The sequence below is a fragment of the Flavobacterium undicola genome (assembly GCF_009909155.2).
Taxonomy (GTDB): domain Bacteria; phylum Bacteroidota; class Bacteroidia; order Flavobacteriales; family Flavobacteriaceae; genus Flavobacterium; species Flavobacterium undicola.
On record NZ_JAAAPM020000030.1, the window covers coordinates 34549 to 49678 of the forward strand.

13 protein-coding genes are annotated in these 15130 nt (G+C 34.4%); 10 read left to right on the forward strand and 3 right to left on the reverse strand.

Translation table 11 applies throughout. From position 1 onward, the window contains the following. The first annotated feature begins 48 nt into the window (after nucleotides 1-48). A complete protein-coding gene (argH, locus tag GTZ96_RS15150; RefSeq protein ID WP_161644753.1) occupies nucleotides 49-1329 on the forward strand; it encodes an argininosuccinate lyase in 1281 nt (426 codons plus the stop codon). A gap of 61 nt (nucleotides 1330-1390) precedes the next feature. Here argH and GTZ96_RS15155 read toward each other — a convergent pair whose 3' ends face one another. Beyond that, nucleotides 1391-2116, reverse strand: coding sequence for a hypothetical protein (locus GTZ96_RS15155; protein WP_161644754.1), 726 nt, complete (start codon nucleotides 2114-2116; stop codon nucleotides 1391-1393). Between the two features lie 26 nt (nucleotides 2117-2142). Then, complete coding sequence (ytxJ, locus tag GTZ96_RS15160) at nucleotides 2143-2532, reverse strand: bacillithiol system redox-active protein YtxJ (RefSeq protein ID WP_161644755.1); 390 nt, start codon at nucleotides 2530-2532, stop codon at nucleotides 2143-2145. Nucleotides 2533-2682: 150 nt separating this feature from the next. On the opposite strand from ytxJ, the gene clpB reads away from it, so the two are divergent. After that, nucleotides 2683-5289, forward strand: a complete 2607-nt coding sequence (clpB, locus tag GTZ96_RS15165; RefSeq protein ID WP_161644756.1) for an ATP-dependent chaperone ClpB — start codon at nucleotides 2683-2685, stop codon at nucleotides 5287-5289. A 158-nt stretch (nucleotides 5290-5447) separates the two neighbouring features. Here the strand turns inward: clpB and GTZ96_RS15170 are convergent, their stop codons facing one another. Then, nucleotides 5448-5705 (reverse strand): hypothetical protein, encoded by a 258-nt coding sequence (locus GTZ96_RS15170; protein ID WP_161644757.1) that lies wholly within the window; start codon nucleotides 5703-5705, stop codon nucleotides 5448-5450. A 523-nt stretch (nucleotides 5706-6228) separates the two neighbouring features. On the opposite strand from GTZ96_RS15170, the gene GTZ96_RS15175 reads away from it, so the two are divergent. The 8 genes from GTZ96_RS15175 to GTZ96_RS15205 all read left to right on the forward strand — a co-directional run bounded on the left by GTZ96_RS15175 (nucleotide 6229) and on the right by GTZ96_RS15205 (nucleotide 14982). Continuing rightward, nucleotides 6229-7149 (forward strand): DUF2971 domain-containing protein, encoded by a 921-nt coding sequence (locus tag GTZ96_RS15175; RefSeq protein WP_161644758.1) that lies wholly within the window; start codon nucleotides 6229-6231, stop codon nucleotides 7147-7149. A 70-nt stretch (nucleotides 7150-7219) separates the two neighbouring features. Then, nucleotides 7220-8218: a virulence RhuM family protein gene (locus tag GTZ96_RS15180; RefSeq protein ID WP_161644759.1), complete on the forward strand. Its 999-nt coding sequence runs from the start codon at nucleotides 7220-7222 to the stop codon at nucleotides 8216-8218. Nucleotides 8219-8316: 98 nt separating this feature from the next. Beyond that, nucleotides 8317-8577 (forward strand): hypothetical protein, encoded by a 261-nt coding sequence (locus GTZ96_RS15185; protein ID WP_161644760.1) that lies wholly within the window; start codon nucleotides 8317-8319, stop codon nucleotides 8575-8577. An 867-nt stretch (nucleotides 8578-9444) separates the two neighbouring features. Then, nucleotides 9445-10848: a serine hydrolase domain-containing protein gene (locus GTZ96_RS15190; RefSeq protein WP_161644761.1), complete on the forward strand. Its 1404-nt coding sequence runs from the start codon at nucleotides 9445-9447 to the stop codon at nucleotides 10846-10848. A 408-nt stretch (nucleotides 10849-11256) separates the two neighbouring features. Next, a complete protein-coding gene (locus GTZ96_RS15195; protein ID WP_161644762.1) occupies nucleotides 11257-12015 on the forward strand; it encodes a GDSL-type esterase/lipase family protein in 759 nt (252 codons plus the stop codon). A 213-nt stretch (nucleotides 12016-12228) separates the two neighbouring features. Further along, nucleotides 12229-12351, forward strand: coding sequence for a hypothetical protein (locus GTZ96_RS18405; protein WP_262890593.1), 123 nt, complete (start codon nucleotides 12229-12231; stop codon nucleotides 12349-12351). Nucleotides 12352-12691: 340 nt separating this feature from the next. After that, a complete protein-coding gene (locus GTZ96_RS15200) occupies nucleotides 12692-14164 on the forward strand; it encodes an OmpA family protein (RefSeq protein ID WP_161644763.1) in 1473 nt (490 codons plus the stop codon). Nucleotides 14165-14382: 218 nt separating this feature from the next. Beyond that, nucleotides 14383-14982, forward strand: coding sequence for a nitroreductase family protein (locus tag GTZ96_RS15205; RefSeq protein WP_161644764.1), 600 nt, complete (start codon nucleotides 14383-14385; stop codon nucleotides 14980-14982). Nucleotides 14983-15130: the final 148 nt, after the last annotated feature.

The window sequence follows — 15130 nt, forward strand, 5'->3', positions numbered from 1 at the left end:
ATCTCTGAGTAAACTCAGTGCATCTCTGCGAAACAAAATAATACAACTATGAAACTTTGGGAAAAAGGAATACCAACAGATAAACAAATCGACTTTTTTACTGTTGGAAACGATAGAGAATTAGATTTGATTTTGGCCAAACATGATGTTACAGGAAATATAGCTCAGGCAAAAATGCTTGCTAAAATCGGCTTGATTACCAATCAGGAATGTGAAGATTTACTAGGTGCATTGGCAGAAATTCAAGCAGATATTACAGCTGGAAATTTTACTATCGAAGATTCATTTGAAGACGTACATTCAAAAGTTGAATATTTACTTACCCAAAAAGTAGGCGATGCCGGAAAAAAAATCCACACCGCCCGTTCCCGTAATGACCAGGTTTTAGTAGATATGAACCTGTACTTAAAAGAAGAAGTGCTACAATTAAAACAACAAGTAAAATCACTTTTTGATTTATTAATGGCTTCTGCAGAAAAATACCAAAACGTACTATTACCAGGCTATACGCATTTACAAATTGCAATGCCAAGTTCATTTGGAATGTGGTTTTCAGCTTATGCTGAAAGTTTAATAGACGATATGAGTATGCTTAATGCTGCTTTAAAAGTAGTAGATCAAAATCCGTTGGGTTCTGCTGCAGGATACGGTAGCTCCTTCCCTATTGACAGAACTTTTACCACAAAAGAAATGGGTTTTAGCACTCTAAAATACAATTCGGTTGCAGCACAAATGAGTCGTGGAAAATCAGAGAAAACAGTTTCTTTTGCAATGGCAAGTGTTGCAGGTACTCTTTCAAAATTTGCTTATGACGTCTGTTTATATATGAGCCAGAATTTTGATTTTATTGGTTTACCAGCCAATCTAACTACAGGATCAAGCATTATGCCTCATAAAAAAAATCCTGATGTATTTGAATTAATCCGTGGAAAATGCAACAAGATTCAGTCATTACCTTATGAATTGACCTTAATTACCAATAACTTACCAAGTGGATATCACAGAGATTTACAACTTTTAAAAGAAGGTGTTTTTCCTGCGATTCAAAATCTAAAAGCTTGCTTAGATATTGCTATTTTCTCAATTCCGGATATTAAAGTAAAAGAAAATATTTTAGAGGATAAAAAATACGATTATTTATTTACCGTTGATACTTTAAACGAAATGGTTTCGGCTGGAATACCATTTAGAGATGCCTACAAAGAAGTAGCTCTGCAGATTGAAGCCGGAAATTACAAATCACCAAAAGCGACTAAACACACTCACGAAGGAAGTATTAATAACCTTTGCCTGGCTGAAATTAAAGAAAAAATGAAGAGTTCTTATTAATTCGAAAGCCCAAATCACTATTAAAAAAAATCCATAAATACACTTTATGGATTTTTTTTATTTAAAATTTTAACTTTCCAGTTTTTAGATATACTGCTGAATTTTTGACTGAATTATTCATGGCATTTACAAAGGCTTGTTCAAATGCAAAAAAAGCAACGCCACCACTTCCTTTAGATACAAAATCCAATACTTTTTTTCGTGTCTTTATATCATAAATCTGAAAATGAGAATTTATAATACAACTTTCACTTTGAGTACCTGCAGACATCCTCATACCTCCTCCGCCAGACATTGCCACAGGCATACCAGGACTTCCTTGTATACTGTTTGTGATTTCATGGCCAGAAATTCTTATCAGGTAATCGGCTTTTGTATTTGTAAATAATGAATCCACCTTTTTTTGTTGCTCCTGGGTAAATGTCAAAGGATCATTGGAAACGAATTCAAAAGATTTATCATGTTTTATTTCACCAAAAATATTTTCTTGTTTCAATGTAATTGCACATAAACTATCATACTGCTTAACAAAATCGTGCTTTTGTTTATACTTTTTACTAAATGTCTTGGTAAATTCATTTATCGATATATCATCATTACCAACAAGTAATGCAGTTTTATTGGAACCAAAAACAAATTCTGAATCCTTATAATTTGAAATTTCACTAATGCGAACTGCTTCACAAGAACTTAATAATTGAACAGCAACTATTCCGGCTATTAACCATTTCCTTACTTTCATTTGTTTTAATTTATTAAAAGATTTAGGATTATATATTTTTGTCAAAGTTTGAAACTTTGACAAAGATGAATCTACAACTTATCACTCAAAACTCCTGCATCAATATCAGAGTGCGAAGCGTCATAAACAGACTGACCGTCTTTAATTAAAAGAATTTGTGGCGATTCATGATATACACCAAAACGATTCGCTATTTCATTCGAAATTTCACGATACGTAATTAAATCTAAAAAGTATGGTGTCACTTCTTCAGCCAAATCAAACTCGTTCTCAAATTGTTTTAACGCCATTCTGCTGATGCTACAACGGGTACTGTGTTTAAAAATCACCGCCGGTTTCTCATTCGAATTAAAAATAATTTCACCCAACTGATTAACATCAGTCAAAATTTCCCAATTCATTTTACTCTCTTGCTGTTTTGGAGTTTCTTCACTCCCGAAGATATTTTTTAAAAAACTCATATTTTGACTTGTTTTCTGACTTTTTGACATTTAAAACTGATAAAAATCAGCTTTTAAACGCCTTTTTGTCCTTAAATTTACAATGGAATATAATTTGTCCCAACTTCTGCAAAGTTAATTAATTAGTTTAAACCAAATCTATAAAACGAAATGAACATCAATAAATTTACAATTAAATCGCAAGAAGCAATTCAGCTTTCTCAGCAGTTGGCTCAAACTTATGGTCAGCAACAAATTGAGAATGAACACATTTTCAAAGCTATTTTTGAAGTAGATGAAAATGTAGCACCATTTATTTTGAAAAAACTCAATGTAAATGTGCCTTTGTTTTTACAAATTTTAGATAGTACCATTCAAAACTTTCCTAAGGTTTCCGGTGGCGAAATTATGCTTTCCCGTGATGCAAACACTGCATTAAACGAAGCCGAAATTATTGCTAAAAAAATGAACGACGAATATGTTTCTATTGAACATTTGATACTAGCTATTTTTACTTCAAAATCTAAGGTTGCCCAAATTTTAAAAGACCAAGGTGTTACCGAAAAAGGATTAAAATCAGCCATTGAAGAATTGCGAAAAGGAGAACGAGTAACCTCGGCCTCTGCGGAGGAAACTTATAATTCGTTAAATAAATATGCCAAAAACCTGAACGAATTAGCCAAATCAGGAAAACTGGATCCTGTTATTGGTCGTGATGAAGAAATTCGACGTGTATTACAAATCCTGACCCGAAGAACAAAAAACAACCCAATGCTTGTGGGTGAACCTGGTGTGGGGAAAACCGCCATTGCCGAAGGTTTAGCACACCGAATTGTAGATGGAGACGTTCCTGAAAACCTGAAAGATAAAATTGTTTTCTCACTCGATATGGGAGCTTTGATTGCCGGAGCCAAATACAAAGGAGAATTTGAAGAGCGTTTAAAATCGGTAGTGAAAGAAGTAACTTCTGCCGAAGGAGATATTGTACTTTTCATTGACGAAATTCATACGCTTGTAGGTGCTGGAGGTGGCGAAGGCGCTATGGATGCGGCAAATATCCTGAAACCGGCTTTGGCTCGAGGAGAATTACGTGCTATTGGTGCAACCACTTTGGACGAATACCAAAAATATTTCGAAAAAGACAAGGCACTCGAAAGACGTTTCCAAAAAGTAATTATCGAAGAACCGGATACCGAAAGTGCGGTTTCTATCCTTCGTGGTATCAAAGAAAAATACGAAACCCATCATAAAGTACAAATCAAAGATGAGGCGATTATTGCTGCAGTGGAGTTGTCACAACGTTATATTACCAATCGTTTTTTACCGGATAAAGCCATTGATTTGATGGACGAAGCGGCTTCTAAAATCCGAATGGAAATCAACTCCAAACCTGAGGAACTGGATGTTTTGGATCGAAAAGTAATGCAACTCGAAATCGAAATCGAGGCTATCAAAAGAGAGAAAGACGAGAGCAAACTCAAAAATTTAGGAATGGAATTGGCCAATCTTAAAGAAGATCGAAATAAAATTTTCGCCAAATGGAAATCAGAGAAAGACGTAGTCGATAATATCCAAACGGTAAAAACGGAAATCGAAAACTTTAAATATGAGGCCGAACGCGCTGAACGCGAGGGCGATTACGGAAAAGTAGCTGAAATTAGATACGGAAAAATCAAAGAAGCCCAGGAACGATTAGACGTTTTACACAAAGAATTACTGGAAAATCAGTCTGGTGGCAGCTCTTTAATCAAAGAAGAAGTAACCCGAGAAGACATTGCCGAAGTAGTAGCCAAATGGACCGGAATTCCTGTGGTAAAAATGCTTCAGGGCGAAAGAGAAAAACTATTGCATCTTGAGGAAGAATTACACAAGCGCATAGTGGGACAAGAGGAAGCCATCGAGGCTATTAGTGATGCGGTGCGCCGAAGCCGTGCGGGATTGCAGGACATGAAAAAACCTGTGGGTACCTTTTTGTTCCTTGGAACAACCGGTGTGGGTAAAACCGAATTGGCCAAAGCCCTAGCCGAATATTTATTCGACGATGAAAACGCCATGACCCGAATCGATATGAGTGAGTACCAGGAACGTCACAGCGTGAGCCGATTGGTGGGTGCGCCTCCGGGATATGTGGGTTATGACGAAGGCGGACAATTGACCGAGGCCGTGCGTAGAAAACCTTATTCTGTGATTCTGTTGGATGAGATAGAAAAAGCACATCCCGATACCTTTAACATCTTGTTGCAGGTTTTGGACGAAGGACGTTTAACAGACAACAAAGGTCGCCTTGCCGATTTCAAAAATACCATTATCATCATGACTTCTAATATGGGAAGCCAGATTATACAAGAGAAATTTGAAAATCTAAAAGGTGGTGTCGAAGCCGCAACCGAAGCTGCTAAAGTTGAAGTGTTAGGATTATTGAAACAAACGGTTCGTCCGGAATTCATTAACCGTATTGACGAAATTGTGATGTTTACGCCGTTGACCAATGCTAATATTGCTCAAATTGTAGGCCTCCAACTCAAATCAGTAACTAAAATGCTGGCGCAACAAGGCATTACTATGGATGCCACTCCGGAAGCCATTGCCTATTTGTCTGAGAAAGGATACGACCCGCAGTTTGGAGCCCGTCCCGTAAAGCGTGTGATTCAAAGAGAGGTTTTGAACCAGTTGTCTAAAGAAATTCTGGCTGGGAAAATCACGACCGATAGCATTATCCTTTTGGATTCATTTGATGGTCAATTGGTTTTTAGAAATCAAAGTGAGTTAGCCAATTAATCTATGGTCATTGCGAGGAACGGGCGCCATCTCATTAAATTATTAACCCTGTCAGAGTTCGAAACTCTGACAGGGTTCTATACAACACCAGTCGAAAGGCTGGTGTTTTTTTATTTAGGAGCATAATGACTGCGTGTACTAAGAGATTTATAGAAATACTAATTTCCTATTTTCACATTTACTTTTTCAGCTTCTACTTTTAGACCATTTTTATCTAGAGTGATACTTGTAGTAGTATCAGCTGGAGGAGCTTCTTTTTCAATAATTTTTGTACTTTCTCTTGTTGTAGTTTCTGTTGTTGTACCAGGCACAACAATTACCTCTTTTTCAACAGCTTGGTCTTTACACCCCATCATTGTTAAAAGAAATACTAATGTAAAGAAACCAATACTATTTTTTGCTTTAAATTTTTTCATGATAATTAGTTTATTAAATTGATTATTAATGTATTGACTATTTAAGGCTTAATACAAAGTTGGCACTAATAAAATTAATAACCATTATAAAATTACTTCAATAATTTATATTATTTACTACTAGCAGAGCATCTCCTCACTTAGGCGCACAAGCTGAGCAAGCATAAATTCCGTATTATTTTGAAAATGATTTGTATGCCCTGGCAGCTGATTTTTTTTAGGAGCAGAACGATAGTTTTTCAGATGGACTTCCCTCCTGCTCTCGCCTTTATCTCTTCTCTCGTCCCAAAAGACGAGATACGAGGATATCGGCTCGATCAGGGCTATAGAGAAGGTTTTATTTATAAAATATCGTACTGTAATTTATCTTACAAATAAAACCATTCTGTAAGAAAAAAAGAATATATTTGGATTTCAATAAAGTCTGACGATTATCAGACCTATCTACTCAAAATTGGGTGGATTTGTGTGATTTTGTCATACACATAAACTAGTTGTACTTCATGTGAAAAATTTAAAATCAATGAGTTTTATCAAAGAAATATTTATAAAACAATTCGAATATTTTGCAGACAAAGCTGATGAATTTATCTCTAATACTTCTGAATATAAGCAAAATACACAGTTATATCACTATACTTCATTAGAATCTTTAGAATCGATGATTAAATCTCAATCTATTAGAGCTTCTAGTATTTTTTTAATGAATGATCCAAATGAATTAATATTTGGACAAGAAAAAACCACTGATAAATTCATCCAACCCCTCTCTAGCAAATTGAAACAATTATATGAAAGACAATCAATTAACAACTTTTCAGCATTTGTTTTCAGCCTGTCGGAACTGAATGACGACATGAATCAATGGGAAAAATATGGGGATAAACATAAAGGAGTACGTATTGGTTTCACTCCTAAAAACCTTCTTGAATTTTGGTATAAAATTGATAGCATCGATGTCTTTTTAGTGCCAGTAATATACCACGATAATAACTCTAAATATTTAGCTCCATACGGAACTATTTTTAATGAAATGAAAAGCAGTTTTATTTCAGATATCAATAATCATTACGCAAATAAGGAAATTAGTCACAGCGAATTAAACGAATTACAATTTTTCTGTTCAGTAATATCTTCTATGATAAAAAGAAAAGAGTGGTCTTCAGAGAAAGAATGGCGAATAATTTGTATATCTAAGGGTATTTTTCATCAAAATATAAATGGTAGCTTTCATAATGGAAAATCAAAAATATTTATAGAAAATAGAACAGGAGACACATTAAAAATGTTTACAAATGATGGACATGATGGTGTTGCATCAAAAGATATATTAAAAATAGGTTGTAAAGCAGGTAATAAAGAACAAATTGGTTACATTTTAAGTCTGTTGTATGAAAAGAAAGTTATAATGCAAGTTTCTCAATCTGACATTCAAACTAGGTAACTCCCATCTGTACGAAGTCTCTTAACTTTGCACACTTTACAATAAATACAACTCATCAAAGTAAGTTTATATGCAAGAAAACGAATCCAATATACTCATTTATCAAACCGAAGATGGCGTTACAAAAATAGAAACCCGTCTTCTGGACGAAACGGTTTGGCTTACTCAAGCACAAATGGCAACTCTTTTTGATAAAGGAAGAGTTACAATTACTGAACACATAAACAACATCTTTAAAGAAGGGGAATTGAATGAAAATGCAGTTAGTCGGAAATTCCGACATACTGCTTCTGATGGTAAAAACTATAAAACCACTTTCTACAATCTTGATGTTATTATTTCTGTTGGTTATCGGGTAAAATCACATCGTGGTACACAATTTCGTATTTGGGCAACACAACGCTTGAAAGAATATATTGTAAAAGGATTTACAATGAATGACGATATGCTCAAACAAGCTGGAGGAGGCAATTATTTTGACGAATTATTGGCTAGAATTCGTGATATACGTTCTTCTGAAAAAGTCTTTTGGAGAAAAATTTTGGATATTTATTCCACAAGTATCGATTATAATCCAAATACCGAAGCTTCTCAAAATTTCTTCAAAACCATTCAAAATAAAATGCATTGGGCTGCTCACGGACACACTGCCGCCGAAGTTATTTATCAACGAATTGACTCTACTAAACCTAATCTTGGATTAACCAATTTCAAAGGAGAAAAACCAAGTTTACAAGAAACCGAAATCGCTAAAAATTATCTTAACGAAAAAGAACTTAACCTACTCAATAGATTTGTAACTGCCTATTTAGAGCTAGCAGAATTGCAAGCACTGAACCAAAACCCAATGTATATGCAAGACTGGCTGGCTCGTTTAGACGATTTCTTAAAAATGACAGGAAAAGAAATCCTCAATCATTCGGGAACTATTAGCCATAATCAAGCTATTGAAAAAGCAAAAACAGAATATTACAAATACAAGGAGACCATAAAAAATGAACTTTCTAATGTGGAAAAAGATTTTATCAATCAACTAGAAAACATCAAGAAAAAGATAACTAAAAAATAGTAAACTCAACTATAGTAAGTCTCCAGCTAGAACAAAGATCTCGCGGAGATGCTTCCTTCGTCAGCATGACAAGTTTGTGGAAAGTAGTAATGTAAAAAATGAGCATAGAAAAAAACACCAAAGTAAGATTGAAATCGTTTTTGGAAACACAAAGTCCAAAAGCTAAAACTCATCCTGAAAATAACTATTGGAAATTAATCGGTGAAAATGGAACTGTAATAGACGAAATCAAAAATGAAAACGGTAGAATTTTGATTTTGTTTGACAACGATTTAGATTACTTTGGCGTTGCAAATCACAATCCAATAAAAAATTCTTTATGGATTAAAGTTGAAGATTTAGAAATAGCCAAAAATTAAGACGCATCTGCTAACAGCCAAAACAGCACGGAAATGCTTTCCGTGTTTACAATAATGAGAAAATAACAAATTAAAAATATGTACGGACCTATACCTTTAATCTTAATTGTTTTACCATTATTATTTCAGATAATATTTGGTAGAAAAGCTATTGGAGAAAATATTAAATTAAATTTTGGAACTATTTCAATAATTTGTTTCTTATTACAAATTGTACTCTCTATTATCTCATTTCTAATTGCTTCACATCATATTGAAGAAAGTTCTAAAGCAGGAGAATTTAGATGTGGAATGGGACTTTTAGCAATTATTGTATTATCCCTATTTTTTACTTTTTTTCTATTAATAACAATGCTAATACAGTATTTTATAAAGAGATCCTACGAGAAAAAAAGAGACTAAAAACTCAATAGCACAGAATTGCATTCCGTGCCCTCAACAGTGAGCAAATAATCAATACAAAACTCGATAAAATAATATATACTTTGTCGAGTTACTGGCGGAGATGCTTCCTTCGTCAGCATGACAAGTTTGCGGATTGTTGGGATGTTAAAAATGATTTTTTTAATGATTTAACAAGCTGTTATTCTAGCTTATCCTGCAAGGTTTTTTTTGGGAAACCTGCTGTAATCCATATCTTTTGGCTTCCCGATAGCTATCGGGACTAGCCCAAAATGATAGTACGAAAAGTTTACAATAACTTAAAAGCCCTTTGATGATTTATAAAATAAATATCCTATTTTTGAAAACAAAAAAATACTGACGTTTGTCAAACAAAGCGACCCAATTTAAGGGTAATAAGTCGGACGTCGTCAGACATATAAATGAGTTGTGCATCATGCCAAAAAACAAATAAAAATCACTACGATGAAAAAAAAATATTTCCTTTTAATCCTATCGCTTATATCACAATTTGGTTTTTCGCAACAGACCTATAAAGTAACCTACAGTCAACTGAAAGAATTTGAAGGTTTATATGAATATATTAACCAGACGACCATCAAAATAGCCGCATCACCTGTTGATACCCTGCTGTATGCAATAATTGATAAAAGTAAATATCCGTTATACCATTCAGGCAAGGATTTGTTTCTGAATAGACAAAAAAATAAGACCCAGTTTTTTAGAGATGCCTCAAATGCTGTTGCGGGTTATACCATAGACAATGACACCTTAAAATTCATCAGAAAAAAAAACGTTTCCTTTCCTAAAGAAATATGGTATCCAAGACCTACTTCTGCTAAAGATTTTAAATATACCTATGAAAAACCAAAAAATTTAAAAGATGGCTTAGCGATTGGAAACGTCCAAAAATCTGGGTTGGATACAGCATTATTGGCTGAAATGGTGCGAAAGATTGCTGACAGAACATATCCGGATGTTCACAGCGTTTTAATTATTAAAGACGGGAAACTTGTGTTTGAGGAGTATTTTTATGAATACACAAAAGACACTCTTCAGGAACTTCGTTCCGCAACAAAAAGTTTTATATCTGCACTTACCGGGATTGCAATTGATAAGGGGTATATCAAAAGCATACAGGAGCCGGTATTGTCCTATTTTCCCGAATATACCTTTGAAAATAATTCGCCATTATTGAAAAAACTAACAATTGAAAATCTACTTACCAATCAAACTGGATTGGATTGTGATATTACTAATTGGAAATCAGTAGGTAATGAAACAAAAATGTACGAAAGTAATGATTGGGTGAAATTTTCATTGGATCTACCTATGATCGATACCCCGGGAGGAAAGGGAATGTATTGCACGGGAAATTCGATCATACTTGGAAAAATTATTGAAAAAGAAACTAAACAGACACTTCCTGAGTTTGCCAAGCAAACACTCTTTCGTCCATTGGGAATAACAGAATTCAAATGGCAGTTTAACCTTGACAAATCAGATGCTGAAACTTTTGGCCAACTCAATTTAAGACCAAGAGATTTGGCAAAGTTTGGATTACTATATTTAAACAAAGGTAATTGGAACGGCAAACAATTAATTTCTTCCGACTGGGTAACACAATCATTAAAAAAACAGTCAATAATTCAAGGAGTCGATTATGGCTATCAATGGTGGATTAAATATTTAGATGCTGATGGAGTTAGGTATTATGGGAAAGTAGCTCAAGGCAATGGTGGGCAAAAAATTTACATTTGGGAACAACAAAATATGGTGACAGTTATAACAGGTGGAAACTACAATACACAATCACCTTCTAACGAACTGATTAGCAAATACATATTACCAGCATTTAATAAAAAATAAAATTATTTGATAATTATAAAAGGCACGAACGCACAACAGGCGGTTTGGCAATATGGCGGGGTGACGAATATATTCTAGCTCTGCGAAGTCTCCTGACTTCGCCACACACGCTGAGCAACCAATACAAATCAGCAAACTAGGGTAAGTCCCTTACGGAGATGCTTCCTTCGTCAGCATGACAAGTTTGTGGATCATTGGGGTGTTAAAAAATTATTCGAAACTACACGAAGATGCTTCCTTCGTCAATAGAACGAGTTTTTGGCTATTGTGAGATTTAATGGTAAAACTATTTTTTTTCGTATTTTCGTTTAACCTAAAAAACTGTTTTTATAGGTTACAAATGACTACAGGCCAAGAACTTTCAAGTTTGAACAAATCATTAAACTCAAAATAAAATTGATACCTAAAATGCTAAAAAAACAACTATTTCTTTTATCTCTAATTGTATTAAGCGGAACTGTATTTGGACAAACAAAGTCTCTTACTAATAAGGAAAAAGCGAAACTGTATCCAAAACAAGAAATTGTCTCCCGCTACCATAACGACTGGACACAAAAACATTACAAACAAAGAATAGCCACTTTTGAGAAAGAGCCTTTAGAAATGGGCGACATTGTTTTTATTGGAAATAGTATCACGGAAAAAATTAAAAATTGGGATGAAAAATTCAACATCCCTCATATTCGCAATCGCGGAATCGCCGGTGACCTTACAGATGGCGTGTTAAAACGTCTTGATGAAATTGTTTATTTCAAACCTAAAGCAGTATTTATTATGATAGGTATCAATGATTTATTTAACAAACATCATCTAGAAGATTCAGGGAAATTAAAATATGATAAAATAGTACCTTCAACCGCTTATGTGGGTAAAAATATAGTAAAGATTGCAAAAAGGATTCACCATAAATCTCCAGAGACCAAAATTTATGTTCGTACAGTCTTACCTACTCGCAGAGAATATTTAAAGCAGGATATTTTAGCTGTAAATGCGATAATTAAAAAAAATGAAGCCAAAGATTATTATCAGGTTCTGGACTTCTACAGCCAATTTATTGATTCTAATGGTGATTTATCCAAAGAGCTTACCGTTGATGGTGTTCATTTAAGCGATAAAGGCTACGAAAAATGGGTTAAGTTTGAAAAATCTGTAATTGAAGCATTATAGATTAAAACTTAGCACTAATTAAAATAAAATGTTGAAAAAACGTTATTAGTTACAAAAGCAACTAGATAGCAATGAAATTCTCTTCGTTCCAGAAGTAAAAACTAGCCCTAATAAAAAACACGAATTTTGAAACTTTTTCTGATTCTGATATAAAACAACCGCCAATTTAAATCCCGTACTTCACATAAATATAATAACTTAAAACATAATATTATGAATAATATATTTAGAGGACTTTTAGCAGGTTACGGGGCAAAAAAATTAGGTGGTGGCTGTTTTGGAACTATCATCGTTTTTATTATTCTTTGGGTGTTGCTAGGGCAATGCAGTCATTAAACTATTTTTTAATTCCATTATAAAATACCATTTACTACCAACTCAATTTAATGGTAGAAACCAAGGTGTTAATCGAAGTCTCCCGACTTCGTTCCCACTCCTATTGCAACTACAACTTTCAAAACTAATTTATCAGTTTTTGTTTACGCCTTTCGAAAAAGCTACGAAATCAGATTCCGATAGCTATTTGAATTCCAAATCGAGAAGAGTCTCTGCAAAATTTTAAATTCATTATTCTAAATTAGTAAGTGAATAATATAACTTTTAAGAATAGTTGTATAACAGAACTTGTATGTTCCTATCTGACCTTTAGACTAAATAATTTTAACTATAAAATCTTATGAAAAAATTACTATTTCTATGTGTAGCAATCGCTTTTACATTTACTTCAAGGGCACAAACGGAAGATAAAAAATGGAATATTGGGTTACATGCAGGTGTTACTCAATATAGTGGCGATTTAGGTCGGGATTGGTACAAAACCGATAATTCCATGTACGGTTTTGGTGGTTTGTCTGTTTCTAGGTATTTAGGCAAATTATTTGATGTCAGCTTATTATTGTCTAAAGGAACTATGGGGTATCATAATGGAACAACTGCAGGTTTTAGATCTGATTTTAATGCAGCATCTATTAATTTACGCTTCAATATTGTAGCCCCTGAATATGTTATAAGACCGTATGTGTTTGCTGGCGCTGGCGCGATTTTATTTGATAACCAACTTAATTTTCATCAAGAAAAGTATGACTTTATGCTACCAACAGCCGGTGGGGGTATCAACATCAGACTTTCTCCAGTGGTAATGCTGAATCTGCAAGAAACATTTATGTTCTCCAACCATGATGGTCGTGACGGTGTTGACAATGCCGGGGGTAAAATGGAGAAAAAAGATTCGTATGTAACTCATATGGTGGGGTTGACTTTCAATATGGGTAATTCTGTGGATACCGATCAAGATGGTGTATCAGACAAGAAGGATAATTGCCCTGATACTCCTGCGGGGGTTGCCGTAGACAAAATGGGTTGTCCATTAGACAAAGATGCCGATGGAGTTGCAGATTATTTGGACAATTGCCCGGATATTGCAGGTTCAAAAATGCTAAACGGTTGTCCAGATAGAGACAATGATGGAGTTGAAGATTCAAAAGACCAATGTCCAGACCAAGCAGGAACGGTTACACTTAATGGGTGCCCTGATGCTGACAAGGATGGCGTAGCCGATAAGGATGATCAATGTGCTAACACCAAATTAGGTACAAAAGTGGATAGCAAAGGTTGTCCAATGGATAGCGACAATGATGGTGTAACAGATGATATCGATCGTTGCCCAAATGTGGCTGGAATTGTAGCTCTCAATGGCTGTCCTGATGCTGACGGAGATGGCGTAGCAGATATGGATGATAAATGTCCGAATGCTAAAGGAACTGCTGCAAACAATGGTTGTCCTGAAATTACTAAAGCTGATATTGTAAAAATAACCTATATCGGAAGCAAAATTTTCTTCGAAAACAATTCAGACAAATTAAAAGTAGCTTCACTATCACAATTGGATGCATTAATCCTAATCTTAAACAAATATCAAGGAGCCAAATTAACCATTGAAGGACATACAGACAACGTGGGAGCAGATGATTTTAATATGACTTTGTCCCAAAAACGTTCCGATTCTGTTAAAAAGTATTTAATGAGTAAAGGAATTGAAGAGGCTAGATTAATAGCCGTTGGATTTGGAGAGACCAAACCTGTAGCAGTAAATACCACTGCACTAGGCAAAGCCAAAAACCGTAGAGTAGAATTGAAAACTAATTATTAAATAGTTGGTTGTTCATTGTTCCAAGAAGTGGTTGTCAAGAAATTGGCAACCATTTTTTTTTTACTTTTTTCCATTTATTACAAAACTATTTTTGAAGGAAGTTGATAAATTTTGCATACAATCCCTATGTACATCCACAAGCATCGAGAAACTATCCAATTGTACAAACCTATTATTTCTTAACTTTGCAGCCATAAAAAAAGTTAAAAACCACACCTATGAATATTTTAAATTTAATACAAAAAAGATATACTGCAAAGAAATACAACGCTAACAAAACCATACCACAAGAAAAAATAGAGGATTTAAAAGAAATTTTACGCCTCACTCCTTCTTCGATAAACATCCAGCCCTGGAAATTTACATTTGTACAAAATCCGGAAATGAAAGCCAAACTGGCTTCGGTTTCGATGCATAATACCGAGAAAATCAATCAGGCAAAACTATTGGTTGTATTTAGCGTAGCCGATGATTTAGATGCTTTTCAAAAAGTGGTTGATACCGAATTGCCTGAAGCCAGAAAGGATTGGTACAATAAAATGAAAGCAAGTATGCCGGAAGCTGATTTGAAAATATGGCTAGCCAAACAAGTTTACATTGCGTTGGGAGTTGGTTTAACCGCCAGTGTTGCACTAGGTCTGGATTCAACAGCAATGGAAGGCATCGAATCCGATAAATACCAGGATATTCTCAACATGACAGTATACAAACCACTATTTGCAATGGCTGTAGGTTATGGTTCCGAAGACGATTTCAACCGAATTGAAGTAACACCAAAATCCCGAAGATTACTAGAAAGTGTAATTGAGACTATTTAAACAGTGGAACAAATCACGCCTGTTCGAGGTATAATTTTTTTACAAAAAAATGCAATATAAAATGACGTTATCTTTGTTAATAACCTGAATTAGAATTAGGCAGTGTAACAGTAAAGCAAATTAGTGTTATTTACCTGAGTTCGAGTTT